Source organism: Plantimonas leprariae, from assembly GCF_008802405.1.
GTDB classification, from domain to species: Bacteria; Pseudomonadota; Alphaproteobacteria; order Rhizobiales; family Rhizobiaceae; genus Plantimonas; species Plantimonas leprariae.
The window spans coordinates 104508-130908 of record NZ_VZDO01000002.1; the positions used below are offsets into that span (position 1 = coordinate 104508).

Annotated in this window: 28 protein-coding genes; 12 read left to right on the top strand and 16 right to left on the bottom strand. The window is 67.6% G+C overall.

The window, feature by feature from the left end; translation table 11 throughout:
• Window positions 1-54: 54 nt before the first annotated feature.
• Together F6X38_RS03050 and F6X38_RS03055 are read right to left on the bottom strand one after the other, a co-directional pair.
• Window positions 55-2505 (bottom strand): penicillin-binding protein 1A, encoded by a 2451-nt coding sequence (locus tag F6X38_RS03050; RefSeq protein WP_150968079.1) that lies wholly within the window; start codon window positions 2503-2505, stop codon window positions 55-57.
• A 187-nt stretch (window positions 2506-2692) separates the two neighbouring features.
• Window positions 2693-3910 carry an N-acetylmuramoyl-L-alanine amidase gene (locus F6X38_RS03055; protein ID WP_246191168.1) on the bottom strand — a complete coding sequence of 406 codons (1218 nt, stop codon included), beginning with the start codon at window positions 3908-3910 and terminating at the stop codon, window positions 2693-2695.
• Between the two features lie 596 nt (window positions 3911-4506).
• Here F6X38_RS03055 and F6X38_RS03060 point away from each other — a divergent pair.
• Window positions 4507-7362, top strand: a complete 2856-nt coding sequence (locus F6X38_RS03060; RefSeq protein ID WP_150968080.1) for an Rne/Rng family ribonuclease — start codon at window positions 4507-4509, stop codon at window positions 7360-7362.
• 39 nt (window positions 7363-7401) lie between these two features.
• Here F6X38_RS03060 and F6X38_RS03065 read toward each other — a convergent pair whose 3' ends face one another.
• The gene (locus F6X38_RS03065; protein WP_150968081.1) at window positions 7402-8577 is read right to left on the bottom strand and encodes a pyridoxal phosphate-dependent aminotransferase; all 1176 of its coding nucleotides are present in this window, start codon (window positions 8575-8577) and stop codon (window positions 7402-7404) included.
• 101 nt (window positions 8578-8678) lie between these two features.
• Here F6X38_RS03065 and F6X38_RS03070 point away from each other — a divergent pair, with 101 nt between their 5' ends.
• The 5 genes from F6X38_RS03070 (at window position 8679) to aat (ending at window position 13475) form a co-directional block, all read left to right on the top strand.
• Window positions 8679-10043: a M48 family metalloprotease gene (locus tag F6X38_RS03070; RefSeq protein WP_150968082.1), complete on the top strand. Its 1365-nt coding sequence runs from the start codon at window positions 8679-8681 to the stop codon at window positions 10041-10043.
• Window positions 10044-10071: 28 nt separating this feature from the next.
• Complete coding sequence (locus F6X38_RS03075; RefSeq protein ID WP_150968083.1) at window positions 10072-10833, top strand: DsbA family protein; 762 nt, start codon at window positions 10072-10074, stop codon at window positions 10831-10833.
• A gap of 128 nt (window positions 10834-10961) precedes the next feature.
• Complete coding sequence (accB, locus tag F6X38_RS03080) at window positions 10962-11444, top strand: acetyl-CoA carboxylase biotin carboxyl carrier protein (RefSeq protein WP_150968351.1); 483 nt, start codon at window positions 10962-10964, stop codon at window positions 11442-11444.
• A 10-nt stretch (window positions 11445-11454) separates the two neighbouring features.
• Entirely contained in the window at window positions 11455-12807 is a 1353-nt protein-coding gene (accC, locus tag F6X38_RS03085) for an acetyl-CoA carboxylase biotin carboxylase subunit (protein WP_150968084.1), read from the top strand.
• Complete coding sequence (aat, locus tag F6X38_RS03090; RefSeq protein ID WP_150968085.1) at window positions 12807-13475, top strand: leucyl/phenylalanyl-tRNA--protein transferase; 669 nt, start codon at window positions 12807-12809, stop codon at window positions 13473-13475. Before accC ends, aat begins: the two co-directional genes overlap by 1 nt.
• Here the strand turns inward: aat and F6X38_RS03095 are convergent.
• Genes F6X38_RS03095 through gatB form a run of 4 tightly spaced genes read right to left on the bottom strand, consistent with a single transcriptional unit; the run spans window position 13415 to window position 16271 of the window.
• Window positions 13415-13813 (bottom strand): DUF2155 domain-containing protein, encoded by a 399-nt coding sequence (locus F6X38_RS03095; RefSeq protein ID WP_150968086.1) that lies wholly within the window; start codon window positions 13811-13813, stop codon window positions 13415-13417. The genes aat and F6X38_RS03095 overlap by 61 nt on opposite strands.
• A 27-nt stretch (window positions 13814-13840) precedes the next feature.
• A complete protein-coding gene (locus F6X38_RS03100) occupies window positions 13841-14218 on the bottom strand; it encodes an NADH:ubiquinone oxidoreductase subunit NDUFA12 (protein WP_150968087.1) in 378 nt (125 codons plus the stop codon).
• Window positions 14219-14247: 29 nt separating this feature from the next.
• Window positions 14248-14775 carry a GNAT family N-acetyltransferase gene (locus F6X38_RS03105; RefSeq protein ID WP_150968088.1) on the bottom strand — a complete coding sequence of 176 codons (528 nt, stop codon included), beginning with the start codon at window positions 14773-14775 and terminating at the stop codon, window positions 14248-14250.
• Window positions 14772-16271 carry an Asp-tRNA(Asn)/Glu-tRNA(Gln) amidotransferase subunit GatB gene (gatB, locus tag F6X38_RS03110; protein WP_150968089.1) on the bottom strand — a complete coding sequence of 500 codons (1500 nt, stop codon included), beginning with the start codon at window positions 16269-16271 and terminating at the stop codon, window positions 14772-14774. Before gatB ends, F6X38_RS03105 begins: the two co-directional genes overlap by 4 nt.
• 129 nt (window positions 16272-16400) lie before the next feature.
• On the opposite strand from gatB, the gene F6X38_RS03115 reads away from it, so the two are divergent.
• Complete coding sequence (locus tag F6X38_RS03115) at window positions 16401-16967, top strand: Uma2 family endonuclease (protein ID WP_161992597.1); 567 nt, start codon at window positions 16401-16403, stop codon at window positions 16965-16967.
• Between the two features lie 7 nt (window positions 16968-16974).
• On the opposite strand, the gene F6X38_RS03120 is transcribed toward F6X38_RS03115, so the two are convergent.
• The 6 genes from F6X38_RS03120 to F6X38_RS03145 form a co-directional block, all read right to left on the bottom strand.
• Window positions 16975-17214 carry a hypothetical protein gene (locus F6X38_RS03120; protein ID WP_150968091.1) on the bottom strand — a complete coding sequence of 80 codons (240 nt, stop codon included), beginning with the start codon at window positions 17212-17214 and terminating at the stop codon, window positions 16975-16977.
• Window positions 17214-17525: a chorismate mutase gene (locus F6X38_RS03125; RefSeq protein WP_161992598.1), complete on the bottom strand. Its 312-nt coding sequence runs from the start codon at window positions 17523-17525 to the stop codon at window positions 17214-17216. The genes F6X38_RS03120 and F6X38_RS03125 overlap by 1 nt, the downstream gene beginning before the upstream one ends.
• 7 nt (window positions 17526-17532) lie before the next feature.
• On the bottom strand, window positions 17533-19014 hold the full coding sequence (gatA, locus tag F6X38_RS03130) for an Asp-tRNA(Asn)/Glu-tRNA(Gln) amidotransferase subunit GatA (RefSeq protein ID WP_150968092.1): 1482 nt from the start codon (window positions 19012-19014) through the stop codon (window positions 17533-17535).
• Window positions 19011-19475 carry a GNAT family N-acetyltransferase gene (locus F6X38_RS03135; protein WP_150968093.1) on the bottom strand — a complete coding sequence of 155 codons (465 nt, stop codon included), beginning with the start codon at window positions 19473-19475 and terminating at the stop codon, window positions 19011-19013. Before F6X38_RS03135 ends, gatA begins: the two co-directional genes overlap by 4 nt.
• A 5-nt stretch (window positions 19476-19480) precedes the next feature.
• On the bottom strand, window positions 19481-19768 hold the full coding sequence (gene gatC, locus F6X38_RS03140) for an Asp-tRNA(Asn)/Glu-tRNA(Gln) amidotransferase subunit GatC (protein WP_150968094.1): 288 nt from the start codon (window positions 19766-19768) through the stop codon (window positions 19481-19483).
• A gap of 79 nt (window positions 19769-19847) precedes the next feature.
• Window positions 19848-20549 (bottom strand): metal-dependent hydrolase, encoded by a 702-nt coding sequence (locus tag F6X38_RS03145; protein ID WP_150968095.1) that lies wholly within the window; start codon window positions 20547-20549, stop codon window positions 19848-19850.
• 92 nt (window positions 20550-20641) lie between these two features.
• Between F6X38_RS03145 and ruvX the strand changes: the two genes are divergently transcribed.
• Window positions 20642-21139 (top strand): Holliday junction resolvase RuvX, encoded by a 498-nt coding sequence (ruvX, locus tag F6X38_RS03150; protein WP_150968096.1) that lies wholly within the window; start codon window positions 20642-20644, stop codon window positions 21137-21139.
• Here ruvX and F6X38_RS03155 read toward each other — a convergent pair.
• Together F6X38_RS03155 and F6X38_RS03160 are read right to left on the bottom strand one after the other, a co-directional pair.
• On the bottom strand, window positions 21066-21380 hold the full coding sequence (locus F6X38_RS03155; protein ID WP_150968097.1) for a DUF6105 family protein: 315 nt from the start codon (window positions 21378-21380) through the stop codon (window positions 21066-21068). The two genes, ruvX and F6X38_RS03155, sit on opposite strands and share 74 nt — an antisense overlap.
• 8 nt (window positions 21381-21388) lie before the next feature.
• Window positions 21389-21919, bottom strand: a complete 531-nt coding sequence (locus F6X38_RS03160; RefSeq protein ID WP_161992599.1) for a hypothetical protein — start codon at window positions 21917-21919, stop codon at window positions 21389-21391.
• A 157-nt stretch (window positions 21920-22076) separates the two neighbouring features.
• Between F6X38_RS03160 and F6X38_RS03165 the strand changes: the two genes are divergently transcribed.
• Genes F6X38_RS03165 through dprA form a run of 4 tightly spaced genes read left to right on the top strand, consistent with a single transcriptional unit; the run spans window position 22077 to window position 26102 of the window.
• Window positions 22077-23030 (top strand): aspartate carbamoyltransferase catalytic subunit, encoded by a 954-nt coding sequence (locus tag F6X38_RS03165; RefSeq protein WP_150968099.1) that lies wholly within the window; start codon window positions 22077-22079, stop codon window positions 23028-23030.
• 5 nt (window positions 23031-23035) lie between these two features.
• Window positions 23036-24364, top strand: coding sequence for a dihydroorotase (locus F6X38_RS03170; RefSeq protein WP_150968353.1), 1329 nt, complete (start codon window positions 23036-23038; stop codon window positions 24362-24364).
• On the top strand, window positions 24361-24963 hold the full coding sequence (plsY, locus tag F6X38_RS03175) for a glycerol-3-phosphate 1-O-acyltransferase PlsY (RefSeq protein WP_150968100.1): 603 nt from the start codon (window positions 24361-24363) through the stop codon (window positions 24961-24963). The genes F6X38_RS03170 and plsY overlap by 4 nt, the downstream gene beginning before the upstream one ends.
• Window positions 24960-26102 (top strand): DNA-processing protein DprA, encoded by a 1143-nt coding sequence (gene dprA / locus F6X38_RS03180; protein ID WP_150968101.1) that lies wholly within the window; start codon window positions 24960-24962, stop codon window positions 26100-26102. The genes plsY and dprA overlap by 4 nt, the downstream gene beginning before the upstream one ends.
• On the opposite strand, the gene F6X38_RS03185 is transcribed toward dprA, so the two are convergent.
• Window positions 26060-26251: a hypothetical protein gene (locus F6X38_RS03185; protein WP_150968102.1), complete on the bottom strand. Its 192-nt coding sequence runs from the start codon at window positions 26249-26251 to the stop codon at window positions 26060-26062. The two genes, dprA and F6X38_RS03185, sit on opposite strands and share 43 nt — an antisense overlap.
• Window positions 26252-26401: the final 150 nt, after the last annotated feature.

Genomic DNA, 26401 nt, shown 5'->3' on the forward strand with positions numbered 1-26401 from the left:
CGAGAATGCTCCGGATTCGTTCGCGGGAGGCCGTCTAATAGGCACGCGCGGCGGCTAGAACAAGCCGCCCCCGGCGGCCCCTTGCGTGATCGCGTCCTGCGTTTCCTGGCTGATGACGGCGGGCGGCGCGCCGGGGCCACCGCCGCTGTCGTTGCCGATGATCTGATAGCTGTCGGCCGGTCCGGTGCCGGGCTTGAAGGCCTCGGTGATCGTCCCCTCGCCTTCCGCCGCCATGCCGGTCTTGCGGTTGATCGAGACGAGTGTCATCCCCTCCGGCACCTTGAAGTCGACCGGCGGCCTGCCGGCGAGCGCGACCTTCATGAAGTCGGTGAAGATCGGCGCGGCCAGACCGCCGCCCGTCTGCCCATGGCCGAGCGGCGTCGGATTGTCGTAGCCGAGGTAGAGGCCGGTCACGAGGTCCGGCGTGTATCCGATGAACCAGGCGTCCTTCTCGTCGTTCGTGGTGCCGGTCTTGCCGGCGATCGGGACACCGAGCTGCTTCACCACAGTCGCGGTGCCGCGCTGGACGACGCCCTCCATCATCGCGGTGATCTGGTAGGCGGTCATCGGATCGAGCACCTGCTCGCGCTCGTCGACGAGTTCCGGCTCGGCCTGATCGCTCCACGTGTCGGCGTTGCAGGCGGCGCACTGGCGATTGTCGTGCTTGTAGATCGTGCGGCCGTAGCGGTCCTGCACGCGGTCGATGAGCGAAGGCTCGATGGAACGGCCGCCGTTCGCCATCACCGAATAGGCCGAGACCATCCGCATCACGGTGGTCTCGCCGGCGCCGAGCGCCATCGGCAGGTACTGCGCCAGCTTGTCGTAGACGCCGAAGCGCTCGGCATATTCGGCGACGAGCTTCATGCCCATGTCGCGGGCGAGGCGCACGGTCATCAGATTGCGGCTCTGCTCGATGCCGCGACGGAGCGTCGAGGGACCGCCGGCGCCTTCGTCGCCGTAGTTCTTCGGGCTCCACCAGCCGCCGTTGCCGTCGGGGATCGAGATCGGCGCGTCCATGATCACGGAAGCCGGCGTGTAGCCGCTGTCGAGCGCCGCCGCGTAGACGATCGGCTTGAAGGACGAGCCCGGCTGGCGCATCGCCTGCGTCGCGCGGTTGAACTCCGACTGCGAGTAGGAGAAGCCGCCGACCATCGCGAGGACGCGGCCGGTATGCGGGTCCATCGTCACCAGCGCGCCCTGCACCTTCGGCGGCTGGCGGAGGCGATAGCCGAAACCGTCCTCCTTCTTCTCGACGAACACGACGTCGCCGCGCGACAAGACGCCGTCCGCGCCGCGCGCCGAGCGCCCTTTACCGTCGATCACCATGCGCTGCGCCCACTTCATGTCGGCGAGCGCGATCGTGCCGACCTCGCGGTCGGGCCCGAGCGCCCCTGACACGAGCCGCGGCGGCTGGATGCCGACCCGCGCGCTGTTCGCATCGGAATCGAGCACCACCGCCAGCTTCCATTCCGGCACGTCGGCGAAGGCCGGGACCTCGCCGAGCGACTTGCCCCAGTCGGCGCCGATGTCGATCGTCTTCCAGGACCCCCGCCAGCCGCGCGCCTGATCGTATTCGACGAGGCCGTCGTGCAGGGCCTTGTGCGCCTCGATCTGCAGCTTCGGGTCGATCGTCGTGCGGACGGTCAGGCCGCCCTCGTAGAGCTGCTTCATGCCATAGCGGGCGATGACGTCGCGGCGCACCTCCTCGGTGAAGTACTCGGCGTCGGCGATGGTCGTGCCGGAGCGGTTCGGATTGATGCCGAGCGGCTTCGCCCGCGCCTCGTTCGCTTGGCTCACCGTGATGTAGCCGTTGGTCTGCATCTGGTCGATCACCCAGTTGCGGCGCTCCAGCGCGCGCTCCGGGTTGCGGAACGGATTGTAGTTCTCCGGAGCCTTCGGCAGCGCGGCGAGATAGGCGGCCTCCTGCACTTCGAGGTCGTTCACCGACTTGTCGAAATAGGCGAGCGAGGCGGCGGCGACGCCGTAGGAGCCGAAGCCGAGGTAGATCTCGTTCAGGTAGAGTTCGAGGATCTTGTCCTTCGAGTAGGTCTTCTCCATCCGCATGGAGAGGATCGCCTCCTTCACCTTGCGCTCCAGCGAGCGCTCGTTGGTAAGGAGGAAGTTCTTCGCCACCTGCTGGGTGATCGTCGAGCCACCCTGCATCGGGCCGCCCTTCAACTGCACCATCACGGCGCGGCCGAGGCCCTGCACGTCGACGCCGGGGTGGTTGTAGAAGTTCTTGTCCTCGGCCGAGAGGTAGGCTTCCTTCACGAGGTCCGGGATCGCCTGGATCGGCAGGAACAGCCGGCGCTCCTTGGCGTATTCGGCCATCAACGAGCCGTCGCCCGCATGAAAACGCGTCGTCACTTCAGGCTGGTAGTCGGCAAGAACCTGATAGTCCGGCAGGTCCTTCGACATCACCTGCAGGAGGGTCAGCACGCCGCCGGCGACGAGGATGAAGCCGACGCAGGCGATGCTGAACAGGTAACCGAGCAGTCGAAACATCAAGGACCCCCAACGCCCGCACCGGGCGGCCGGCTGGACAGGCGGACGAGCGTTCGGCGCGAGCGTGCCCGATCCTGGTGCGTGAGCCGCGCAGATGCCCCGAAAATACGGCGCACGCATGTCCCGCGGCGACGGCAACGGTCTGATATTGCGGCGCTTGTTGCGCGGCGGCCACAGCCGCGCGCGGTCACTTCTCCGGCTCGGCGCTCGCGACCGGCTCGACGCCGAGGAAGCGGGAGATGGCCGAGGCGATCGCGGCGGCGGAGTCGCGCCGCCAGCTTTCGTCGAGGAGAAGCTGCTCGTCGTCGACGTTGGAGAGGTAGCCGAGTTCGAGGAGCACCGACGGCACGTCCGGCGCGGTCAGCACGCGGAAGCCGGCCGAGCGCTTCGGGTTGCCGATCAGGCGGATGTCGTGACGCCCGAGTTCCTGCACCAGACCGGCCGCGAAGTGCTCCGACAGATCGCCCGTCTCGCGCCGGGTCAGCTCGACGAGGATGTCGAACACCTCCGGCGCGCCCTCGCGCCATTGCGGATCGACGAAGCGGTCGGCCGAGTTCTCGCTGTCGGCGATCTCGCGGGCGAGCGAGTCGGACGCCTTCTCCGACAGCGTGTAGACTGTCGCGCCGCGTAAGGCCGCGTAGCGGATCGAGTCGGAATGCATGGAGACGAAGAGGTTCGCCTTGGCGCGCTGCGCGATGGCGGAGCGCTCCCCCAGAGGTATGTAGGTGTCGTCGTCGCGCGTCAGGACCACGTGGATGCGCGGGTCGGCGGCGAGCCGGTCGCGGAGCGCCAGCGCGAACTTGAGGTTCACCTCCTTCTCCTGCGTGCCGTGCTTGCCGATCGCGCCCGTGTCGATGCCCCCGTGGCCGGCATCGATCACGACGGTGTAGCTCTTCGGCTCCGCTGCGGGTGCGGCGATCGAGCCCGTTTCGACCGGCGTCTCCGATCCGATGCTCAACGCGCTGGTGCGGAACGTCCTGGCGTCGGTCTCGACGATGCGCAGCGTCGTGGTCGACTTGTCTCCATCGGTCTTCGTCACCAATTCGGGGATGCCGGGACGGGCGAGTTCGATGACGAGCCGGAACCGGTCGTTCGAGATGAGCCCCTGCCGCAGACCGGCCACCATCCGGTTCGCGTCGATCCGCAGGTCCTTCACCGCCGAGACCGTGTCGTAGAAGTCGATGGCGACCCGGTTCGGCCCGGTCAGCACCATCATGCGCGAACGCGGCGTGCCGGCGAACCGGAAATCCGCCTCGAATCCGTTCGGCACGAGGCGCGTTTCGAAGCCGGTCAGCACGGGGTCGCCCGCGGCCTCCGCTCGCGAAAGAACTCCGGCCAGCAGCAGCGCGACGGCAGCGAGCGCCGCCAGCATTCGCAGACAGGCGCGCATGGCTGATTTCGGCATGGATCTCCCGCGAGAGGACAGTCGGCGCGTTCGCCGCTGCGAACCGGTATGCGAGCGCGAACTGGCTTCAGGCTTTTCGCTTGTTTCCCTGCCTGCGTCGCCTTAAAAGCGAAATTGAGGCCGGGAAGACTTCCGAGTCGAGCGGAAACGATCCTTCCGCGAAGGGTGGGCGGCGCATGCCAGAGATGCGCCAAGCCCGCCGGACCGATCCGGGCGCGTCCGAACGCGCTCGCGAGCGGCGTCGCGAAGTGATCCATCCGTCGTTGCCGTCCTTGCTGTTATTCTCGCCCGTCGATCTGTCGCGGGCGGTTTGCTTGCGGCGTGTCGCCCGTATCGGGCTTTGCCGCGTCGTTTCGTCGGTCACTTTCATAAGTGGCCTTTTAAGAGTGTTGCAGGTCGCAGTCTTTTGTCGTCAGCCTTCTTCCGATCGCAAGCGAGCTTGACCGTCCCCTTCCCCGGGGCCGTCGTCGCGTCGTTCGGCAGACCGGATCCACGACATGCCGACGCGGCCGATGCGGACACGCCTTCCCCGATCCTGATCCCGGCCGCATCGGCCGGACGCTCGGCCGAGGCGATGGTCCCGGAGCTGGAATTTCATGGCCAACAAAATGCTGATCGACGCGTCTCATCCGGAAGAGACGCGCGTTGTCGTACTGAAAGGTAACCGGATCGAGGAATTCGACTTCGAGTCGGAACACAAGAAGCAGATCAAGGGCAACATCTACCTCGCCAAGGTGACGCGCGTGGAGCCGTCGCTGCAGGCGGCCTTCGTGGAATACGGCGGCAACCGCCATGGCTTCCTCGCTTTCAGCGAGATCCATCCGGACTACTACCAGATCCCGATCGCCGACCGTCAGGCGCTGGTCGAGGAAGACCTTCTCCGCGCGAAGGAGGAAGAGGAAGCCGAGGAGCGCAAGCTTTCCCGCGAACGGGAGCCGGCTGCACGGCGCGAGCCGGCGGCATTGTCGGCAGCCAGCGAGGGCGGCGAGAGCGTTTCCGAAGCCTTCGCGGAAGAGTCTGCGGACGAGCATTCCGAATCGTCGTCGGACTTCGAGTCCGAGGACGAAGGATCGGTGGAGACGGTCGGCGGGGAGGAGCGCGCGCAGGTCGGCGACGAGCCGGCCGCGTCGGAGGCCGCCGACGAACGGAACGACGCCCCCGAAGCGCCGATCGTCGCGCTCGAGACCAATGGGGATGCCGCGACGGGCGAGATGTTCGGCGCGGAAGAGGCCGTCTCGGAACAGGGCGATCCCGCCGCGGAAGGCGAGGATCGTCCGCGTGCGCGTTCGGGCCGCCCGAGCGGCGGCGATCGCTCGCGCCGCGGCCGGCATCGCCGCCGCGGCAACGGCGCCGAGGACGATGTTCCGGGCAGCGAGGAAGAGGAAGTCGTCGAGGAGATCGGCTCCGAGGACGCGATGGAGGAAGTGCCCTCCCGCGCTGCCCGGCCGCCGCGCAAGCACTACAAGATCCAGGAAGTCATCAAGCGCCGCCAGATCCTGCTCGTGCAGGTCGTGAAGGAGGAGCGCGGCAACAAGGGCGCCGCGCTCACCACCTACCTGTCGCTCGCCGGCCGCTACTCCGTCCTGATGCCGAACACCGCGCGCGGCGGCGGCATCTCGCGCAAGATCACCAACGTCGCCGACCGCAAGCGGCTGAAGGAGGTCGTGCGGGACCTCGAAGTGCCGCGCGGCATGGGCATCATCCTGCGCACCGCCGGCGCGATGCGCACGAAGGCGGAGGTGAAACGCGACTACGAGTACCTGATGCGGCTGTGGGAGACGGTGCGCAACCTGACGCTCGCTTCCTCCGCGCCCGCCCTCGTCTACGAGGAGGGCAGCCTGATCAAGCGCTCGATCCGCGACCTCTACAACAAGGACATCGACCAGATCCTCGTCTCCGGCGACAACGGCTACCGCGAAGCCAAGGACTTCATGCGGATGCTGCTGCCGAGCCAGGCGAAGGTCGTGCAGCCCTATCGCGAGCCGAGCCCGATCTTCGGGAAGGGCGGCATCGAGGCGCAACTCGACCGGATGCTGCAGCCGCACGTCACGCTGAAGTCCGGCGGCTACATCATCATCAACCAGACGGAAGCGCTGGTTTCGATCGACGTGAACTCCGGCCGCTCGACCCGCGAGCATTCGGTCGAGGACACGGCGCTGCAGACCAACCTCGAAGCCGCCGAGGAGATCGCCCGCCAGCTTCGCCTGCGCGATCTCGCCGGCCTCATCGTGGTCGACTTCATCGACATGGACGAGGGCCGGAACAACCGCGCCGTCGAGAAGAAGATGAAGGACTGCCTGAAAGACGACCGGGCGCGCATCCAGGTCGGCCGCATCTCGCATTTCGGCCTTCTGGAAATGAGTCGGCAGCGCATCCGCGCCAGCGTGCTGGAATCGACGACGCAGGTCTGCCCGACATGTTCCGGCATGGGTTTCGTCCGTTCGAACTCCTCGCTCGGGCTGCACGTCATCCGCACGATCGAGGAATACGTCCAGAAACAGTCGACGCACGACATCACGGTCCGGGTGCCGACCAGCACCGCCCTCTACGTCCTGAACGAGAAGCGCAAATCGATCGACGAGATCGAGCGGACCTACGGCCTGCGCGTCGCCTTCCTCGGCGACGATTCGCATGGGCACCAGCACGTCGCGATCGAGCAGGGTGCCGAGGCCGCTCCTCGCCCCGTCCGTGCCGAAGCCGTCAGCCCGCTGACGGTGATGCCGGAAGAGCTGGAAGCCGAGCCGCTCGTGGCTGAGCCGGCCGACGACGAGGTCGAGGCGGAAGCCGGCGAGGAGGCGCGTTCCGAGGAAGGCGGCCGGCGTCGCCGCCGCCGTCGCCGCGGCGGGCGTCGCGCGGACGGCTCGGAGCAGGACGCTTCGTCGGAAGGCACGGAAGCCGCCGAAACGGATGACGACGCGGTCGCCGCCACTGCGGAACCGGGCGAGGCGGCCGCCGAGGAGACGGCCGAGACGTCCGAGGACGATCAGGGCGACGGACGCAAGCGCCGGCGTCGCGGGCGTCGCGGCGGCGGGCGTCGCTCGCGCGCCGAAGGCGATGCGGAAGCGACTGAGGGCGACGAGCCGGCGGTTGCCGCCGAGACGTCCGACGACGGCTTGGCGGTGATCGAAGCCCTGCCCGAGATCGAGCCGGAGATCGCGTCCTCGATCCACACCCCGGCCGAGGAAGTGGACGACGAACCTGCCGCCACTGACGATCTTGCGGCGGAGGCCATCGCGCCCGTCGTCGCGGAAGCGGAGGTGTCCGCGACGGCCGAAGAGTTCGTCCCGGAGAGCGCCACGGATGCGAACGAGGTCGAGGAGCCGGTTGAGGAAGAGCCGAAGCGCCCGGAGTTGCTCGAACCGCTCGTCACGACGAACGGCGGCACCGAGGACGCCGGCGACGACGCGAAGCCGAAGCGCACCGGCTGGTGGGCGCGCCGCAGCTTCTTCTGAACCGAAACGAGCGGCGGGCATAGCCCGCCGCTCCGCGTTTCAGCGGTTCGGTCGCGCTTCCATCCGCCGGACGGCCTCCACCAGCGAGGCGTGGTCGCAGGCGTAGGACAGCCGCACCGTCCGGTGTCCGCGCCTGAGATCGAAGTCGATGCCGGGCGTGATCGCCACGCCGCAATCGTCGAGGATCGACGCCGCGAAGACGGCGGAATCCCCCGCATCGTCCGGCACGGTCGCATAGGCGTAGAAACCGCCGTCGATCGGCGCGATGTCGCGGAAGCCGAGCTTCGGCAGGTGCTCGATCAGGAAGGCGCGGTTGCGGACATAGCCCTCGCGCACGGCGACAAGATCGTCCGCCGCGTCGAGAGCGGCCATCGCCGCGATCTGGCTGAGCTCCGGAGCGGAGATGTAGAGGCTCTGCCCGATCCGTTCGGCGGGACGGACGAGTTCCGGCGGCAGCACCATCCAGCCGATCCGCCATCCGGTCATGCAGTAGAACTTCGAGAACGAGTTCACGACGATCGGCGCGTGCGAGAAGCTGAGCGCCGTCACCTCGGACTTGGCGTAGGTCAGGTTGTGGTAGATCTCGTCGGAGATGAAGCGGATGCCGGCGTCCTCGGCGAACGCGATGAGCCGTTCGAGTTCGGCTTCCGGCGTCACCGTGCCGGTCGGGTTGGCGGGGCTGGCGACCAGCACGCCTTGCAGCGGCGTCTTCGCGTGGCTCGCCGCCAGATGATCGGCATGCAGCACGTAGCCTTCCGAGGCGTCGACCTCGATCTCGACGGGGATGAGGCCGAGCGCGCGAATGATGTTGCGATAGGCCGGATAACCCGGCGCGGCGATCGCGATCCGGTCGCCGACGTCGAAGGCGGCGAGGAAGGCGAGGTTGAAGCCCGCCGAGGAACCGGTCGTGACGGCGATGCGCTCCACCGGCACTTCGCAGCCGTAGTGCTCGGCATAGTGCCGCGATAGGCGTTGGCGCAAGTCGGTGCGGCCGAGCGCATCAGTATAGGCGACGCGGCCGTGTTCCAGGAAACGCCGCGTCGCTTTCACCGCGGCCTTCGGGGCCGGCGCGAACGGCTGCCCGACCGCGAGCGAGATGACGTCGACGCCGGCCGCCCGCATGCGATTCGCCCGCGCCAGCACGTCCATCGCGTGGAACGGTTCGACGGCCGAGCGTTGCGAAGGAGCCGCAGTCGGGCGATCGGTTTTCGGCATATGCTTCTCGCGCCTAAACTTCGCCGGAAAGGCTATGCCCAACGGCGTTCGTCATGGCGGCCGCGCCTCGTGCGCCTCCGCGGGAGGGTCTCATAAAGACGATGATGCTCGGCATCCAGACACGATGGATTTCGGTGCTCGCCGCAGCAGCCGTGGCGCTGACTTCATTGCCCGTTCAGGCGGCGGTGTCGAAGCGGCCGAACCTGCCGATCGTCCGCGATGCCGAGATCGAGGGGCTGATCGCCGACTACACCGCACCGATCTTCAAGGCCGCGAACCTGCGGCGACCGGCCGAGATCGTTCTGGTCAACAGCCCGGAATACAACGCATTCGTTTCGGGCCGCCGCATCTTCGTCAACACCGGCACGATCGTGGGTTCGGAAGCGCCGAACGAGCTCGTCGGGGTCCTGGCGCACGAGACCGGCCATCTCGCCGGCGGCCATCAGGAGCGCCTGCGCGAGCAGATCGACCGGGCGCAGAAGGTGGCGCTCGTCGCCGGGCTGCTTGGCATGGGCATCGCGGCGGCGGGTGCCGCCGCCGGCTCCGGCGACATCGCCCGGGCCGGCACCGGCATCTTCGCCGGCGGCGGCACGACCGCGATGCGCGGCATCATCAGCTACCAGCGCTCGGAAGAAGTCACGGCCGACCGTTCGGCGCTCGTCTTCCTGCAGAAGGCCGGCCAGTCGCCGAAGGGCCTCCTGACGAGCTTCGAGCGACTGGAACGCAACAACATCCTCGCCGGCGTCCAGCCGAGCCGGTACATCTCCTCGCATCCCGCCCCGCGCGACCGCATCGCCTTCCTGGATGCAGCGGCGCACGAGAGCCCGTATTTCGACAAGGTGGACGATCCGGCGCTGCAGCTTCGCCACGACCTCGCACGGGCGAAGATCATCGCCTACAACGACGGCGCCGGCGCGGTGCAGCGCGTCTTCCGAAAGGACCCACGTGGCCTCCCCGCCATGTACGGCGACGCGATCTCGACGCATCTGAACGGCTCGCCGGCCCTCGCCCTCGAGAAGATCGACGCCCTGATCGCGAAGGCGCCGAAGAACCCCTACTTCCACGAGATGCGCGGCGAGATCCTGATGGAAGCCGGCCGCGGCAAGGAGGCGGCGGAGGCGTTCGAAACGGCGGCGAAGCTCGATCCAAAGAAGTCCGGCCTGATTGAGGCCTCGATCGGCCAGGCGCTCGTGACCGGCGGCGACAGGAGCCGCATGAAGGAGGCGGTCGCCCAGATCCGCAAGGGCCTCGAATCCGATCCGACCAACTCCAACGCCTACCGGTTCCTCGCGATGGCCTACGGCGCGATGGGCGACGACGCCGCAGCCGAGCTTGCCACCGCCGAAGGCTACTGGCACGGTGGCGCCATCAAGGATGCCAAGCTCTTCGCCGCGCGCGCCCAGCTCAAGCTGAAAGCGGGCACGCCGCAGTGGATGCAGGCGCAGGACATTCTGCAAGCCAAGTGAGCGCGCTGCGCCGACGGGAGCCGAACCGGTGATCCACAGACGAGTCCTGCCGGCGGCGGCGGCGCTGACGATTCTCTTCGCGCAAGGCGCCTCGCCCGTGCTGGCGATGAGCGACGCGGAAAAGGCCGATATCCAGAAGGTCGTGCGCGAGTACCTGATCGAGAACCCGGAAGTGCTGGTCGAGGCGATGAGCGCGCTGGAAACGAAGCGCGCGGCCGAGGAGGCTAGATCGCAGAGCGCCGCCCTCGCCGCGGTCGCCGACGAGGTTCGGATGACGCCAGCCGGCACGATTCTCGGCAACCCGAACGGCGATGTCACCGTGGTCGAGTTCTTCGACTACAACTGCGGCTATTGCCGGCACGCCCTGCCGGATATGGAGGCGCTGATCGTGTCCGATCCGAAGCTGCGTTTCGTCCTGAAGGAGATCCCCGTGCTCGGCGATCCGTCGGTCCGCGCCAGCCGGGTCAGCCTCGCCTTCCGGCACGTGAAGCCGGATCTCTACGGCAAGTTCCACGAGACGCTGCTCGGCCGGAAGGGCGTCGCGGACGAGGACAGCGCGCTCGCCGTCGCCGAAGACCTCGGCGTTTCGGAAGCCGAGATGCGGGCGGCGATGGCGCTGCCGGAGGTGCAAGGGGTCATCGACGACAACAACCGCCTGTCGGCGATGCTGAAGATCAACGGCACCCCCTCCTACGTCGTCGGCGACGAAGTGGTGCCGGGCGCGGTCGGGCGAGAGGCGCTGGCCGAGAAGATCGAGAACGTCAGGCGCTGCGCCAGGGCGAGTTGCTGACGCCTCCCCAATCCTAAGCTTTGCGAAAGACGGGCGCACGGTCTATAGGGCTGCGCAACGCCCGCCGTCCCTGCGCAATGCGCTTTGGTTTCGACGCGCCCGGCGACGCGATGTTCGGAAGGAACGGAATGTCCACGCAGGAAAACAGCTTCGATCGCGGTCTTGTCCGCGAGCTTGCCGATATTCTGAACGATACGGACCTTACCGAAATCGAAGTCGAACAAGGCGAACTGCGAATCCGGGTTTCCCGGAAGAAGGAGGCGCCGGCGATGATGGCCGCGCCCGCCTATCAGGTCGCGCCGCAAGCCGTCCCGATGCCCGTCGCTGCCGCCGCGCCGGCAGCTGCCGCCGTCCCTGCGCCCGCCTCCGGGCCCGAGCCGGGCAGCGTTCCCTCGCCGATGGTCGGTACCGTCTATCTCTCGCCGAGCCCGGACGCGAAACCCTTCATCGAACTCGGCCAGAGCGTTGCCGAAGGCGAGACGCTGCTGATCATCGAAGCCATGAAGACCATGAACCAGATTCCGGCGCCGCGTGCCGGCAAGATCGTGCGGATCTGCGTGAACAACGCGCAGCCCGTGGAATACGGCGAAGCGCTCGTCGTGATCGGCTGAGGTCGTCGCGATGTTTAAGAAGGTCCTCATCGCCAACCGGGGCGAGATCGCGCTGCGCGTACTTCGCGCCTGCAAGGAACTCGGCATTCCGACGGTGGCGATCCATTCCACCGCCGACAATTCCGCCATGCATGTGCGCCTCGCGGACGAGAGCGTCTGCATCGGTCCGCCGCCGTCGCGCGACAGCTATCTGAATATCCCGCAGATCCTCGCCGCCTGCGAGATCACCGGGGCCGACGCCGTGCATCCCGGCTACGGCTTCCTGTCGGAGAACGCCCGCTTCGCCGACATCCTCGACGCGCACAAGATCACTTTCATCGGCCCGACGGCCGAGCACATCCGCGTCATGGGCGACAAGATCGAGGCCAAGCGGACCGCCAGGAACCTCGGCATCCCGGTCGTGCCTGGCTCGGCCGGCGCGGTGACAGACGAGGCGGAAGCGGCGCATATCGCCGCCGAGATCGGTTACCCGGTGATCATCAAGGCATCCGCCGGCGGCGGCGGGCGTGGCATGAAGGTGGCGAAGAGCGCCGCCGAACTGGCCGTGGCGGTCGCGACCGCGCGCTCCGAAGCCGGCGCGGCCTTCGGCGACGATGCCGTCTATATCGAGAAATATCTCGAAAAGCCGCGGCACATCGAGGTGCAGGTGTTCGGCGATGGAGCCGGCAACGCGATCCATCTCGGCGAGCGCGACTGCTCGCTGCAGCGCCGGCACCAGAAGGTCTGGGAGGAGGCGCGCTCCCCCGCCCTCGACGACACGCAGCGCGCCCGGATCGGCGAGATCTGCGCGAAGGCCATGCAGGGCTTGCGCTACCGGGGCGCGGGCACGATCGAGTTTCTCTACGAGAACGGCGAGTTCTACTTCATCGAGATGAACACCCGGCTGCAGGTCGAGCATCCGGTGACGGAAGCGATCACCGGCATCGATCTCGTCAATGAGCAGCTTCGCGTCGCGGCCGGCCAAGGTCTGTCGGTCACGCAGGACGACGTGCGCTTCAACGGCCACGCCATCGAGTGCCGGATCAATGCCGAGGACCCGCAGACCTTCGCGCCCTCGCCCGGCAAGATCACCTACTATCATCCGCCCGGCGGGCTCGGCGTCCGGGTCGACAGCGGCATCTACCAGGGCTACTCGATCCCGCCTTTCTACGACAGCCTGATCGGCAAGCTCATCGTCCACGGCCGCACGCGGGCCGAATGCCTGATGCGGCTGCGCCGGGCGCTGGACGAGATCGTAGTGGACGGCATCAAGACCACCCTGCCGCTGTTCCAGGCGCTGGCGGAGACGCCGGATGTTGTCGCCGGGGAGTACGACATCCACTGGCTGGAGAAGTATCTCGGGATGGCGGCGAAGGCGGCCTGATGGCGAGACGGCGCGGCGAGAAGCTGGACATCACGCCGTCGATCCTGCTGAAGGCCTATGCCTGCGGCATCTTCCCCATGGCGGAGAACGCCGACGATCCGACGATTTTCTGGATCGACCCGACCGAGCGCGGCATCCTGCCGCTCGACGGCTTCCATCTCTCCAGAAGCCTCGCCAAGACGATCCGCCGCGAGCGCTTCGAGGTCCGCTTCGACACCGCCTTCCCGGCCGTGGTCGACGGCTGCGCCGAGCCGGCGCCGGGCCGGCAGCAGACCTGGATCAACGCCGACATCCGCGCGCTGTATCTCGCGCTGTACGAGCTCGGCCACGCGCATTCGGTGGAGACGTGGCGCGACGGGCAGCTCGTCGGCGGACTCTACGGCGTCAGCCTCGGCGCGGCCTTCTTCGGCGAAAGCATGTTCTCGCGGGAGACGGACGCCTCGAAGGTGGCGCTCGCCTTCCTGGTGGAGCGGCTGCGGCGCGGCGGCTATCGCCTCCTCGACACCCAGTTCATCACGTCGCATCTGCAAAACTTCGGCGCGGTGGAGATCAGCCGCGCCGAGTACCACGTGCTGCTTGACCGGGCGCTCGCCGAACCGGCGACGTTTCAGCCTTGCGGCGGCGGATCCGCCGCGTCCGTCTTGCAGCTCTTCAGCCAGACATCGTAGACCGGGTGCTCGACGGCGTTGAGGCCGGGCGAGTCCGAGAACATCCAGCCGTTGAAGATGCGCCTGATCTGCCGGTCGAGCGTGATCTCGTCGACCTCGACGAAGGCGTCGGTCTTCGCTGGCTCGTCGGGCGCACTTGTGTAGCAGACGCGCGGCGTCACCTGCAGCGCGCCGAACTGCACCGTCTCGTCCACCGTTGCGTCGAAGGTCGTGATCCGCCCGGTGATCTTGTCGAGCCCCGAGAACTCGGCGACCTTGTTGCGAATCCGCTCGGCCGATGACGGCCCGACCGAGCATAGAAGTGCCGCCGATACGGCGGCAATGACGACCGGTCTCATGATGGTGCTATTCGGCAAACCGTCGGATCACGGCTGCCAAGCGTCGTAGTCGCCGGTCACGCGCGGACGTTTCGTCTGGTTGAGCAGCGAGCCCTTCGGCCGGTAGGCGTTCGGCGTCCCGGTAAGGTTCTCGATATGCGGCTTCTGCCAGTCGCGCGCTTTATAGGTCTCCTGCGAGGGGGCGACGTCGACGCGATGGTGCATCCAGCCGTGCCAGCCGGGCGGGATCATCGAGGCTTCGGCGTAGCCGCTGTAGACGACCCAGCGGCGCTTGCCGTCCGCCGTCTGATAGTAGACGTTGCCGCGCTCGTCCTCGCCGACGCGCTGGCCGAAGCGCCAGGTCCAGAACCGCGTGCCGATCGTCTCCCTGTTCCACCAGGTGAAGACCAGAAGAAGCCATTTCATCATCGGACTGCTCGCATCGTGCGCGGTGGTTATGGCGTCGCGTCGCCGGATTGTCCACCGACGCTGACGCGGCGCTCGGCCAAGAGGCGCTCCATCCGCATCATTCGCGGCACGGTGGTTTCCGCTTCGAGCCCGAGCGCCGCGAAGCCGTGCTTCTCGTAGAACTCGACGGCCGGGCGGTTCGCGGCCTCGACGTCGAGGCGAACGCGGTCGACGGCGGGAAAGGCTTCGATCGCGGAAGCGAGAAGCGCCGTACCGACGCCGTGGCGTTGCTCGGCCGGCAGCACGTAGAGCTGGTGCAGGAACAGGACCCCCGGCTCCTCCTCCGCCGCGAATCCCATGCCGACGATGGCACCTTCGCGTTCGGCGACGGGAAAGTGGGCTTCCGGGCGCCGCAGCCGCTGTTCCATTGCCTCGATCGAATGCCAGCCGGCCGTCAGCCGCTCGACTTCCTCCGGCCCATAGAGCTCGTCGTAGGTCGCGTGCCACGTATCGCGCAGCAGCACGCGCAACACTTCCAGATCGTCGGCAGTCGCCCGGCGGATCGCGACGCTCATTCGAGGCCGAGCTTCCGCTTGACGAGGTCGTTGACCGCCTGCGGATTGGCCTTGCCGCCGGAGGCGCGCATCACCTGCCCGACGAACCAGCCGGCGAGCGTCGGCTTCGCCTTCGCCTGTTCGACCTTGTCCGGGTTCGCCGCGATGACCTCGTCGACGGTCTTCTCGATCGCGCCGGTATCCGTCACCTGCTTGAGACCGCGCGCCTCCACGATCTCGGCCGGGTCACCGCCCTCGTTCCAGACGATCTCGAACAGGTCCTTGGCGATCTTGCCGGAGATGGTCTCGGCGCGGATGAGGTCGAGGATGCCGCCGAGCTGCGCCGCCGAAACCGGCGTTTCCTCGATCGACCTGCCCGACTTGTTCAGCGCGCCGAGGAGATCGTTGATCACCCAGTTCGCCGCCTGCTTGGCCTCGCGACCCTTGGCGACAGCCTCGAAAAAGTCGGCGATCGCCTTCTCGGACACCAGAACCGACGCGTCGTAGACCGACAGTCCAGCCTCCGAGACGAGCCGGGCGCGCTTGTCGTCCGGCAGTTCCGGCAGGTCGCCGGCCAGCGCCTCGACGTAGGCCGCGTCGAATTCAAGCGGCAGCAGGTCGGGGTCCGGGAAGTAGCGGTAGTCGTGCGCGTCCTCCTTGGTGCGCATCGCCCGCGTCTCGCCCTTGTTCGGATCGAACAGCCGCGTTTCCTGCTCGATCGCACCGCCATCCTCCAGCACCTCGATCTGGCGGACCGCCTCGGCCTCTATCGCCTGCCCGACGAAGCGGATCGAGTTGACGTTCTTGATCTCGCAGCGCGTGCCGAACTCAGCCCCTGGCCGACGCACGGAGACGTTCACGTCGGCGCGCATGGAGCCCTCGTCCATGTTGCCGTCGCAGGTGCCAAGATAGCGCAGGATCGTCCGGAGCTTCGTCAGATAGGCTTTCGCCTCGTCCGCCGAGCGCATGTCCGGCTTCGAGACGATCTCCATCAGCGCGACGCCGGAACGGTTAAGGTCGACGAAGGACAGCGTCGGGCTCTGATCGTGCATCGACTTGCCGGCGTCCTGCTCGAGATGCAGACGCTCGATGCCGATCTCGACCTCGTCGAACTCGCCCTTGTTGTTCGGGCCGACCGAGACGAGCACCTTGCCCTCGCCGACGATCGGGTCCTTGAACTGCGAGATCTGGTAGCCCTGCGGCAGGTCCGGGTAGAAGTAGTTCTTCCGGTCGAAGACCGAGCGGTGGTTGATGGCCGCCTTCAGCCCGAGGCCGGTGCGGATGGCCTGGCGCACGCATTCCTCGTTGATCACCGGCAGCATGCCCGGCATCGCCGCGTCGACGAGGCTGACATTGTCGTTCGGCTCGGAACCGAAGGCCGTCGAAGCGCCGGAGAAGAGCTTCGCTTCCGACAGCACCTGCGCGTGGACTTCCATGCCGACGACGATTTCCCAATCGCCGGTGGCGCCGGCGATGAATTTCTTCGGATCGGGCGTGCGGGTGTCGAGAATGGCCATGGCGGTTCGCAGAGGGGTATGGCGAAAGCGCTAGAGGAAAGCTCGGACCCGTTCAAGGGAGCCGAGTGCCGCGCTCGCCATTCCGCCAAGCGGCAGCTATCCTGCCCGCAACTGGCGAAGGAGCGGCGCATGAACGTCCAGTCCCTTTCCCGGTCCTCGAAGACGCTGTCGATCGACGAGTTCTTCGACTGGATCGAAACCAAGGACGAGAAGTACGAACTGGTCGATGGGAAGCCCGTCTTGCAGCCTTGGGTGAAGCGGAATCACAACCGTATCGTGATCAACATCGTACAATCGCTCGGCCAAGCTCTCGATGGATCGCGCTTCGAAATCGCGACCGGCGATTTCGCGATATCGACGGGCCCCCGCAGTGTTCGGTACGCTGATGTGATGATCGAAGCCGCCGGCGGTTCGGGACAGGAGCGCACTACGGACACCGCAGCTCTGATCGTCGAAGTGCTTTCGCCGTCGACCGCGGACGTGGATTTCGGTCCGAAGCAACGGGAGTATCTTGGGCTATCGACGCTCGACACCTACCTGATCGTCGCGCAGGACAGCCGATGCATCTGGCAATGGACGCGTGATGAAGCCGGTAGTTGGCCGGATAAGGCACTCGTCGTGGAGGAAGGCGCCGTCGAACTGAAGGCGCTCGATGCCAGTCTGCCGCTCGACGAAATCTACCGCAACGTTTCCTGAACCCCAGTCAGGCGTTGCGCAGAGCCTCCGCGATCGCACGCCGCTCGGCGTCGAGGTCGCCGCTTTCCACCGGCCGGCCGGCGCGGCGGTACCAGTAGGCGGCGTTGCCGAGATCGCCTTCGACGCGATGCAGATGCGCATGAATCCAGGCGGCGTCGGCGGAAGGGTCGTCCTGCACGGCCGCGTGCGCGCCGTCCCAGTCGCCGTTCTCCAGCCGCTGGATCGCGGCGGAAAGATCGTTCGCCATCAGTACCCTCCGCCGCCGAGGCGGCCTTCCTCGGCTGCGATGGATGCATCCACGATCGACTGCCAGATGCGACCGTAGAGGTCCGGGTCGAGGCCGCGCGCCTCGGCCCGGTTCCGGGCATTGTTCACGACCTCCGTCACGCGCGACGGCACGTTGGCGGGGATGCCGTCGCGGGCCTTGATCTCCGCCGCGCGGTGGATACAGGCCATGCGCTCGGCGAAGAGGTCGAACAGTTCGTCGTCCACGGCGTCGATCAGGCGGCGCAGCGACGCCATGTCGTCGCAGTCGCGCGGCGAAGGGCGAGAGGTCATCCCCGCCTCACCACCACTTCTTCGGCTGGAAGCGGCCGGCGGCGCGCTCGATCACCGCCCCGGCCGCGAACAGGGTTTCCTCGTCGAATGGCCGGCCGATGAGTTGCAGGCCGAGCGGTGTCCCTTCGCCCGACAGTCCGGCCGGAACCGCGATGCCCGGCAGCCCGGCCATGTTCACGGTGACGGTGAAGATGTCGTTGAGGTACATCTTCACCGGATCGCTCGCGAGGTCTTCGTCGGCGATGCCGAAGGCGGCGGAAGGGGTGGCGGGCGTCAGCAGCGCGTCGATGCCGTCGGCGAACACCGTCTCGAAATCGCGCTTGATCAGCGTCCGCACCTTCTGCGCCCGGATGTAGTAGGCGTCGTAGTAGCCGGCCGACAGCACGTAGGTGCCGATCATGATGCGACGCTTCACCTCGCGCCCGAAACCCGCCGCACGGGTGTTCTCGTACATCTCGGCAACGTCTTTGCCCGGCACGCGGAGGCCGTAGCGCACGCCGTCGTAGCGCGCGAGGTTGGAAGAGGCCTCGGCCGGGGCGACGATGTAGTAGGCCGGCAGGGCGTATTTCGTGTGCGGCAGCGATACGTCGACGATCTCGGCGCCCGCGTCACGCATCCAGGCTATGCCGCGCTGCCAGACTTCCTCGATCTCGGCCGGCATGCCGTCGATCCGGTATTCCTTCGGAATGCCGATGCGCAGCCCCTTCAGCGAGCGTCCGACCGCCGCCTCGTAGTCCGGCACCTCGTGGTCGACCGAGGTCGTGTCCTTCGGATCGCTCGACGCCATGGAGCGGAGCAGGATCGCCGCATCGCGTACGTCGCGGGCGATCGGCCCGGCCTGGTCGAGCGAGGAAGCGAAGGCGACCGTGCCCCAGCGCGAGCAGCGGCCGTAGGTCGGCTTGATGCCGACGGTGCCGGTAAAGGCCGCCGGCTGGCGGATGGAACCGCCCGTGTCGGTCGCGGTCGCGCCGGCGCAGAGATGGGCCGCAGTCGCGGCCGCCGAGCCGCCGGACGAACCGCCCGGCACGAGGTCGAGGTTGGAATCCTTCCGCCGCCACGGATTGATCACCGGTCCGTAATGGCTGGTTTCGTTGGACGAGCCCATGGCGAACTCGTCCATGTTCAACTTGCCGAGCATCACCGCGCCATCGGTCCAGAGATTGGCGGTGACCGTCGATTCGTAGCGCGGTTCGAACTTGTCGAGGATGTGCGAGCAGGCCTGCGTGTGGACGCCCTCCGTCGCGAAGAGGTCCTTGATGCCGAGCGGGATGCCTTCGAGCGTGCCCGCTTCCCCCGCTGCGATCCGCGCGTCGGAGCCCCTCGCCATCGCGCGCGCCTTCTCCGGCGTGACGGCGACATAGGCGTTCAGCACCGGATTGGCCGCGTCGATCGCCGCGAGATAGCTGTCGGCGAGTTCGAGCGCGGAGAAGTCCTTCCGTGCCAGCGCTTCGCGCGCCTCCGCGATCGTCAGGGCGGTGAGTTCGCTCATGGGGTCAAGGTCTTCTCGTAGAAGCGGCTATAGCCGGAATCGGGATAATCGAGAACCGCACCGCAGACGGCGAAACCGGAGCGCTGGTAGAGCGCCCAGGCCGGCTCGAAGCCCGGCGTCGCGCCGGTTTCGAGCACCAGCCTGGCGAGGCCCAGCGCCCGTGCCTTCGCCTCGATCGCTTGCAGGACGAGCCAGCCGACACCCTTGCCCCGAACTTCAGGCGCCGCGTACATGCGTTTCACCTCGCCGGTCGAGGCATCGTGCGCCTTCAGCGCGCCCATGCCAACCGGACGGCTCGTCTCGTCGCGGACGATGAAGACGGTGGTGTCGCCGCCCGCCATCTGCTCGGCGGTCAATTGAAACTGGAACTCCGGCGGCGACAGCGGCCGCAGATGCGCGTTCAGCGCCGCGACCAGCGCCCGCACCTCGTCCTGCAACGGGGCTTCGACGGCGATCCGCATCGCGGCTATTCGACGACCTTCGGCACCACGAAGAAGTGCTCGTCGCGCGCCGGCGCGTTCGCGACGATGTCGTCGGCCTTGTTGCCGTCCGTCACGCGGTCCTCGCGTTTCTTCATCGCCATCGGCGTGACGGAGGTCATCGGCTCGACGCCCTCGACGTCGACTTCGCCAAGCTGCGCGACGAAGCCGAGGATGGCGTTCAACTCGCCGCGCATCGCTTCCGCGTCGTCGTCGGAAACGGCGATGCGCGCGAGCCGGGCGACCCGGCGGACGGTGGCGGTGTCGACGGACATGCGAAACGGCCTGAAAGCTGGGACGGCAGTGGTTCGCCGCCCGCTATACAAAGGCCGTCCCGCCGAGGCAACGCCGCGTTCAGACCTCGAAGGGCTCGCCGAACTTCGGCACGAGGATCTTGTCGGCCTCGCCTTCCATCGCCTCGCGGAACTTGTCCGGCGACTGGTCGAGCGGCGGCAGCGTGCCCCAGTGGATCGGCACGATCTTGTCGAAGTTAAAGTAGCGCCGGCAGGCCAGCGCCGCGACCGCGCCGCCCATCGTGAATCGGTCGCCGACCGGCACGAAGCCGATCTGCGGGTGATGCAACTCCTCGATGATCGCCATGTCCGAGAAGATGTCGGTGTCACCCATGTGGTAGACGGTCGGGCCATCGCGGAAGTGCAGCATCAGCCCGTTCGGCATGCCGAGATAGGTGACGGCACCCTGGTCGTCGATCCAAGACGACGAATGGAATGCCTGTGTCAGCGTGACGGAGAAGTCGTCGAACTTCACCGTCCCGCCGGTGCCCATCGGCTCGATCGCCTCGACGCCCTGCTTGCCGATGAAGTTCGCCAGCTCGAAGTTGGCGATGACCTTCGCCTTCGTCGCCAGTGCGATGTCCACCGTGTCGCCGACATGGTCGGCATGACCGTGGCTGAGAAGGATGTGCGTCGCGCCCTTCGTCGCCTCCGCGACTTCGCCCGAGAAGTGCGGGTTGCCCGACAGGAACGGGTCGATGATCACGACCGAGGAACCGGCGTCGATCCGGAAGGCCGAGTGGCCGAAATAGGTGATCTTCATGCCAGCGCGGCCATGCCTTCGTTGCGTCGATCGGGTTAAGTGACCTGCCGCGCCGCGTGGTCAAGCGCTGCCCGCTCAAGGAGGACCCATCCATGCCGACCGTCGACATCGCGGCGCTGCATCAACTGGCAGGAATGGGTACCACGCTGGCCGGACTGGATCTCGGAACGAAGACGATCGGTGTCGCGGTGTCCGACCTCTCGTGGTCCTTCGCCCAGCCGCGGACCGTGATTCGACGGACGAAGTTCACGGCCGATGCCACCGAGCTTGCGGCTTTCCTCGCCTCGGCGGGTGTCGGCGGCATCGTGATCGGCCTGCCGCTGAACATGGACGGTTCGGAAGGCCCGCGCGTGCAGTCGACCCGCGCCTTCGTGCGAAACTACGCGCGGCTGGACGAGCGGCCGATCGCCTTCTGGGACGAGCGCCTGTCGACCGTCGCCGCGACCCGCGCGATGATTTCCATGGACGTATCGCGTGCCAAACGCGCCGAGCGGATCGATGCGGCGGCGGCGGCCTTCATCCTCCAAGGGGCGCTCGATCGCCTTGCAGCCATCCACGATGCCGGAGATGCGCGAGAAAGCGACGGATGACGAGCGCGATCGCCTTCCGGCGCCGGAAGGCCAGAACCGTGAGCACCAGCAGCGAATCGGTTGCGAAGGCATGCGCGAACAGGCCGGGAATTTCGGACGGCTCGACGTTCAGGAGCGCGCCGTAGATGCGAAACACCTCGTCGTGGAAAGCGCGCGGGAAGACGACGTCGTGAAGCGACAGGAGGTGCCAGCTCCAGAACAGCGTGCCGGGGGCGAGCCAAAGGACGAGAAACAGACGCATCGCAGGCCCTACCGGTTCGGATCGCGAGGGGCGCGTTGCGCCGCATCGCGCGCCATCTCCTGTCCGATCAGGGACAGGGCCGCCCGGAAGCCTTCGTCGTCGGCTTCGTCCTCGTCCAGTTCGATCAGGCGGTCGAACAGCACCGCCAGCGCCGAGAGGCCGAGAGTCACGAGGAGCGACGACAGCGACCCTGCGGCGGCGAAGACCGGCGATCCCAGAAGATGCGCGGAGGCGATCGTCACGGCGACAGCCGCCAGACCGCCCAGTGCGATCCGCTCGCCGAAGCGGCGCTCCTCGCCGTCGGCCCGCAGGACGATCCAGAGAGCGAGCGCCAGCGTCGACCCGATCATCGCGACGACGAGCGATGCGAGCGTCGCGGCGAGGAGCTGGACGTTCCCCTCCGCCAGTATGGTGCGCGACAGGACCTCGACCGGATCGGCGAGGATCGCCGGGATCGGAAAGCCGATGTCGGCGGCGTGCAGCACCGCCAGCGCAAGCGTCGCCGCCGCGACGGCCAGGAAGCCGATCCACCCGCTCAAGAAGATTGCCGTGGTCGCGCGACGCATCCGTTTTCTCCCACACGAATGTCTTCCGCGCTCGGATGCGCCGCCGCAAGCGGTAACCTTTCGTTAACCCTAACGGCACACGGATGGATTCTTGCCGCGGCCGCCGCTTTTGCCTATAGCCCCGGCCGCCATGAACCCATCCGAGACGGTCTTGCGATTCGGTCAGCGCCACCTGCTCGGGATGGCCAAGCTGCAGCCGTTCGAGATCGAGAACCTGCTCGATCTGGCCGAACGCGAGATCGCCACCAGCCGCCGCGACGACAAGAAGAAGTCGGTGCTGAAGGGGCGGACGCAGATCAACCTGTTCTTCGAGGCTTCGACCCGGACGCAGGCCTCCTTCGAACTCGCCGGCAAGCGCCTCGGCGCGGACGTCATGAACATGTCGGTCGGCAACTCGTCCGTGAAGAAGGGCGAGACGCTGATCGACACCGCGATGACCCTGAACGCCATGCACCCCGACATCCTCGTGGTGCGGCACCATGCCGCCGGAGCGGTCGCCCTCCTCGCCCAGAAGGTCGGCTGCTCTGTCGTCAATGCGGGCGACGGCGCGCACGAGCACCCGACTCAGGCGCTGCTCGACGCCCTCACCATCCGCCGCCGCAAGGGACGTATCGCCGGGCTGACGGTGGCGATCTGCGGTGACGTGTTGCACAGCCGCGTCGCGCGCTCCAACATCATCGCCCTCAACGCGCTCGGCGCGCGGGTGCGCGTCGTCGGGCCTTCCACCCTCCTGCCGGCCGGCATCGAGGACATGAGCGTCGAGGTGTTCCGGCGCATGGATGAAGGTATCGCCGATGCCGACGTGGTGATGATGCTGCGCCTGCAGCGGGAGCGCATGGCGGGCGCCTTCGTGCCCTCGGTACGCGAGTATTTCCGCTACTTTGGGCTGGACGAGGCGAAGCTGAAGCGCGCCAAGCCGGACGCCCTCGTCATGCATCCGGGCCCGATGAATCGGGGCGTCGAGATCGCCTCCGACGTGGCGGACGGTCCGCAGAGCGTCATCGAGGAACAGGTCGAGATGGGCGTTGCCGTCCGCATGGCCGTGATGCAGGCCCTCCTGCCCTCGCAGGAGCTCGCGGCGTGAGCGCCCTGCCGACGCCGCGCCCGCTCGTCGTCGAGAACGTCCGCATCCTCGACCCGTCGCGGGGGCTGGACGAGATCGGCACGCTCGTCGTCGAAGGCGGCGTCGTGCGTGCGGCCGGCGCCGGTGCCGCGAATCAAGGCGCGCCGGATGGCGCGGAGGTGATCGACGGATCGCGGCTCGCCGCCGTGCCCGGCCTGATCGATGCCCGCGTCTTCATCGGCGAGCCGGGCGGCGAGCATCGCGAGACGATCCGCTCCGCCAGCCTAGCCGCGGCGGCCGGAGGCGTCACCTCGATCCTGACCATGCCGGACACCGATCCGGTGATCGACGACATCGCCCTTGCCGAGTTCGTGGTCCGCACCGCACGCGAGACGGCGGTGGTCAACGTCCATCCGGCCGCCGCGCTGACCAAGGGCCTCGCGGGTCGGGAGATGAGCGAGATCGGACTGCTGACGGACGCGGGCGTCCGCGCCTTCACCGAAGGCCGCCGCACCATCACGAATTCCGGGCTGCTGCGCCGGATCATGACCTATGCGCGCGACTTCGACGCGCTCGTCATGCACGAGACGCAGGACGCCGACCTGACCGGCGCCGGCGTGATGAACGAGGGGCTGCTTGCCTCCTGGCTCGGCCTTCCCGGCATCCCCCGCGAGGCGGAGATCATTCCGCTGGAACGCGACCTCCGCCTGGCCGCCCTCACCCGCTGCCGCTACCACGCGGCCAAGATCTCCGTGGCCGCGTCCGCCGAGGCGGTGCGGGCCGCCAAGGACCGCGGCGCGCCGGTGACGGCAGGGATCTCAGTCAACAACCTCGCCCTCAACGAGAACGACGTCGGCGAGTACCGCACCTTCTTCCGCCTCTCCCCGCCCCTGCGCGGCGAGGACGACCGGCAGGCGATGATCCAAGCGCTCGGTGACGGCACGATCGACATCATCGTCTCCTCGCACGATCCACAGGATGCCGACGGCAAGCGCCATCCGTTCGCCGAAGCCGAGACAGGCGCGATCGGCCTCGAAACCTTGCTGCCCTCGGTGCTGCGGCTGCACCATTCCGACGGCGTGCCGCTGCTGCGCGTCCTGGAGGCGGTCACGCTCGCGCCGGCGCGGCTCCTGAAGCTCGATCGCGGCACGCTCGCGCCCGGCGCGACGGCGGATTTCGCGCTGGTCGATCTCGACGCGCCGTTCGTCTATTCGAAGGACCGCATCCGCTCGAAGTCCAACAACACCGCCTTCGAGAACGCCCGCCTCCAGGGCGAGGTGCTGCGCACGGTCGTCGGGGGACGGACCGTGTTCAAGGCGGCGCGGCACGAGGACGAAGGGGGCTCTCGACCATGACCGCAGCCGATTTCCTGCCGTTGCTGGCGCTCTTCGTCGTCGGCTACCTGTGCGGCACCATACCCTTCGGGCTGCTGCTGGCCCGGATCGGCGGCCACGGCGACATCCGTAAGATCGGGTCCGGCAATATCGGCGCGACCAACGTCCTGCGCACCGGCAACAAAAGCCTCGCCGCCGCGACCCTCCTCGGCGATCTCCTGAAGGGAACCGTCCCCGTCCTCGTCGGCCACCATTTCGCCGGCGACGCCGGAGCGATGGCGGGCGGAGCGGGCGCGTTTCTCGGCCACCTCTTTCCCGTCTGGCTCGGTTTCAAGGGCGGCAAGGGCGTCGCGACCTATATCGGCGTGCTGCTCGGCCTCGCGCCGGTCGGCGTGCTGGTCTTCGCCGTCGCCTGGCTGCTCGTCGCCTACCTCACGCGCTACTCTTCGGCGGCCGCGCTGACCGCGACCGTCGCCGTGCCCGTCGCCTACGCCCTGCTCGGTTTCTCGCACTTCGCGATCTTCGTCTCCGTCCTCTCGGCGATCGTCTGGATCAAGCATGAGGCGAACATCCGCCGGCTGCTGTCGGGAAGCGAGAGCCGCATCGGGGCGAAGGGTTGAAGCCGTCGGCGGCTTCCGCGCAGCCGCCCCGTCTGGACGAAACGCAGCGCCTCGCCTGGCTCCGCCTGATCAGGAGCGAGAACGTCGGTCCGGCGAGTTTCCGCGCCCTGATCAACCGGTTCGGGGGCGCGGAAGCCGCCTTGGCCGCGCTGCCTGACCTCGCGGCGCGCGGCGGCTCGAAGCGCCGGATCGTCGTCGCGGGGGAAGATGTCGTCGCGGCCGAGTTGGCGCGAGCGTCGAAGCTCGGCGCGCGCTTCCTGTTCCGCGGCGAGCCGGACTATCCGCCGATGCTGGTTGTGACGGAAGCGGCGCCGCCGGTCGTGGCCGTCATGGGTGCCGCCGACATCTTTCTCCGGCCTGCCGTCGCGATCGTCGGCGCCCGCAACGCATCGCTGTCGGGGATCAAGCTCACGCGCCAACTGGCCGCGGAGCTAGGGGGCGCTGGTTTCGCTACCGTGTCCGGCCTCGCGCGCGGTATCGATGCCGCCGCGCATGAGGCATCGCTGGCGAGCGGCACGATCGGCATCTTCGCCGGCGGGCTCGACAAGCCCTACCCGAAGGAGAACGGGCCGCTGATGCGCCGGATCGTCGACGGCGGCGGCTGCCTCCTGTCCGAGATGCCGTTCGGCTGGGAGCCGCGCGCGGTGGACTTTCCGCGTCGCAACCGCATCGTCGCCGCGCTCGGGCTCGGGCTGCTGGTGGTCGAGGCCGCGCTTCGCTCCGGCTCGCTGATCAGCGCGCGCCTCGCGGGCGAACTCGGCCGCCACGTCTTCGCCGTGCCCGGCTCGCCGCTGGACCCACGCGCCGGCGGTACGAACAAGCTCCTGAAGGACGGCGCGATCCTCGTCACCGAGGTGTCCGACATCGTCGATGCCTTGCGGCCCTTGGGCTCGGTTCCGGTCGTACTCCGGAGCCACGTCGCCGAAGACGCCGAAACGGCTTCCGGCGACCCGACCGAGAGCGACCGAAGCCGGGTACTGCGAGCGCTAAGCCCGGTGCCCGCCGCGCTGGACGACATCCTCGCGCATGCCGACATCCATCCGGGCGCGCTTCAACTCATCCTGCTCGAACTCGATCTGGCCGGACGGCTCGAGCGTCATTCGGGCGGACGCGTGTCGCTGCTGTCCGGGTCGACATGAAGCACGAGATCGCTCGCCTCGAGACGAGCCATGTCGATAAGGTAAGGCAAGACCGGACCAGCGTCGTTCGGAACGATGGTGAGCAGTTGTTCAAGCATATCGCGTACGTAGAGTAGGTTCTGGTTCGGCTCGCCTTGCAGCTTGCCCATGGCACGCTTCTCTCGATACGGAAGACGTCGGCCATCAACATAGGGTGCGCGTTAAGATTGTAAATCGATTATATAACACCTGTTAGTAGAAATGTGACGCGTCTCGCGCCGGGCACGACAGGACTTGACCGCTCTCGGCGGGCTGTCCAT

Excerpts from the sequence above, each read along its gene's own strand:
- F6X38_RS03050 (WP_150968079.1), bottom strand. The coding sequence starts at position 2,505 with ATGTTTCGACTGCTCGGTTACCTGTTCAGCATCGCCTGCGTCGGCTTC.
- F6X38_RS03055 (WP_246191168.1), bottom strand. The coding sequence starts at position 3,910 with ATGCCGAAATCAGCCATGCGCGCCTGTCTGCGAATGCTGGCGGCGCTC.
- F6X38_RS03060 (WP_150968080.1), top strand. The coding sequence starts at position 4,507 with ATGGCCAACAAAATGCTGATCGACGCGTCTCATCCGGAAGAGACGCGC.
- F6X38_RS03065 (WP_150968081.1), bottom strand. The coding sequence starts at position 8,577 with ATGCCGAAAACCGATCGCCCGACTGCGGCTCCTTCGCAACGCTCGGCC.
- F6X38_RS03070 (WP_150968082.1), top strand. The coding sequence starts at position 8,679 with ATGATGCTCGGCATCCAGACACGATGGATTTCGGTGCTCGCCGCAGCA.
- accB (WP_150968351.1), top strand. The coding sequence starts at position 10,962 with ATGTCCACGCAGGAAAACAGCTTCGATCGCGGTCTTGTCCGCGAGCTT.
- accC (WP_150968084.1), top strand. The coding sequence starts at position 11,455 with ATGTTTAAGAAGGTCCTCATCGCCAACCGGGGCGAGATCGCGCTGCGC.
- aat (WP_150968085.1), top strand. The coding sequence starts at position 12,807 with ATGGCGAGACGGCGCGGCGAGAAGCTGGACATCACGCCGTCGATCCTG.
- F6X38_RS03095 (WP_150968086.1), bottom strand. The coding sequence starts at position 13,813 with ATGAGACCGGTCGTCATTGCCGCCGTATCGGCGGCACTTCTATGCTCG.
- F6X38_RS03100 (WP_150968087.1), bottom strand. The coding sequence starts at position 14,218 with ATGAAATGGCTTCTTCTGGTCTTCACCTGGTGGAACAGGGAGACGATC.
- F6X38_RS03105 (WP_150968088.1), bottom strand. The coding sequence starts at position 14,775 with ATGAGCGTCGCGATCCGCCGGGCGACTGCCGACGATCTGGAAGTGTTG.
- gatB (WP_150968089.1), bottom strand. The coding sequence starts at position 16,271 with ATGGCCATTCTCGACACCCGCACGCCCGATCCGAAGAAATTCATCGCC.
- F6X38_RS03115 (WP_161992597.1), top strand. The coding sequence starts at position 16,401 with ATGAACGTCCAGTCCCTTTCCCGGTCCTCGAAGACGCTGTCGATCGAC.
- F6X38_RS03120 (WP_150968091.1), bottom strand. The coding sequence starts at position 17,214 with ATGGCGAACGATCTTTCCGCCGCGATCCAGCGGCTGGAGAACGGCGAC.
- F6X38_RS03125 (WP_161992598.1), bottom strand. The coding sequence starts at position 17,525 with ATGACCTCTCGCCCTTCGCCGCGCGACTGCGACGACATGGCGTCGCTG.
- gatA (WP_150968092.1), bottom strand. The coding sequence starts at position 19,014 with ATGAGCGAACTCACCGCCCTGACGATCGCGGAGGCGCGCGAAGCGCTG.
- F6X38_RS03135 (WP_150968093.1), bottom strand. The coding sequence starts at position 19,475 with ATGCGGATCGCCGTCGAAGCCCCGTTGCAGGACGAGGTGCGGGCGCTG.
- gatC (WP_150968094.1), bottom strand. The coding sequence starts at position 19,768 with ATGTCCGTCGACACCGCCACCGTCCGCCGGGTCGCCCGGCTCGCGCGC.
- F6X38_RS03145 (WP_150968095.1), bottom strand. The coding sequence starts at position 20,549 with ATGAAGATCACCTATTTCGGCCACTCGGCCTTCCGGATCGACGCCGGT.
- ruvX (WP_150968096.1), top strand. The coding sequence starts at position 20,642 with ATGCCGACCGTCGACATCGCGGCGCTGCATCAACTGGCAGGAATGGGT.
- F6X38_RS03155 (WP_150968097.1), bottom strand. The coding sequence starts at position 21,380 with ATGCGTCTGTTTCTCGTCCTTTGGCTCGCCCCCGGCACGCTGTTCTGG.
- F6X38_RS03165 (WP_150968099.1), top strand. The coding sequence starts at position 22,077 with ATGAACCCATCCGAGACGGTCTTGCGATTCGGTCAGCGCCACCTGCTC.
- plsY (WP_150968100.1), top strand. The coding sequence starts at position 24,361 with ATGACCGCAGCCGATTTCCTGCCGTTGCTGGCGCTCTTCGTCGTCGGC.
- F6X38_RS03185 (WP_150968102.1), bottom strand. The coding sequence starts at position 26,251 with ATGGGCAAGCTGCAAGGCGAGCCGAACCAGAACCTACTCTACGTACGC.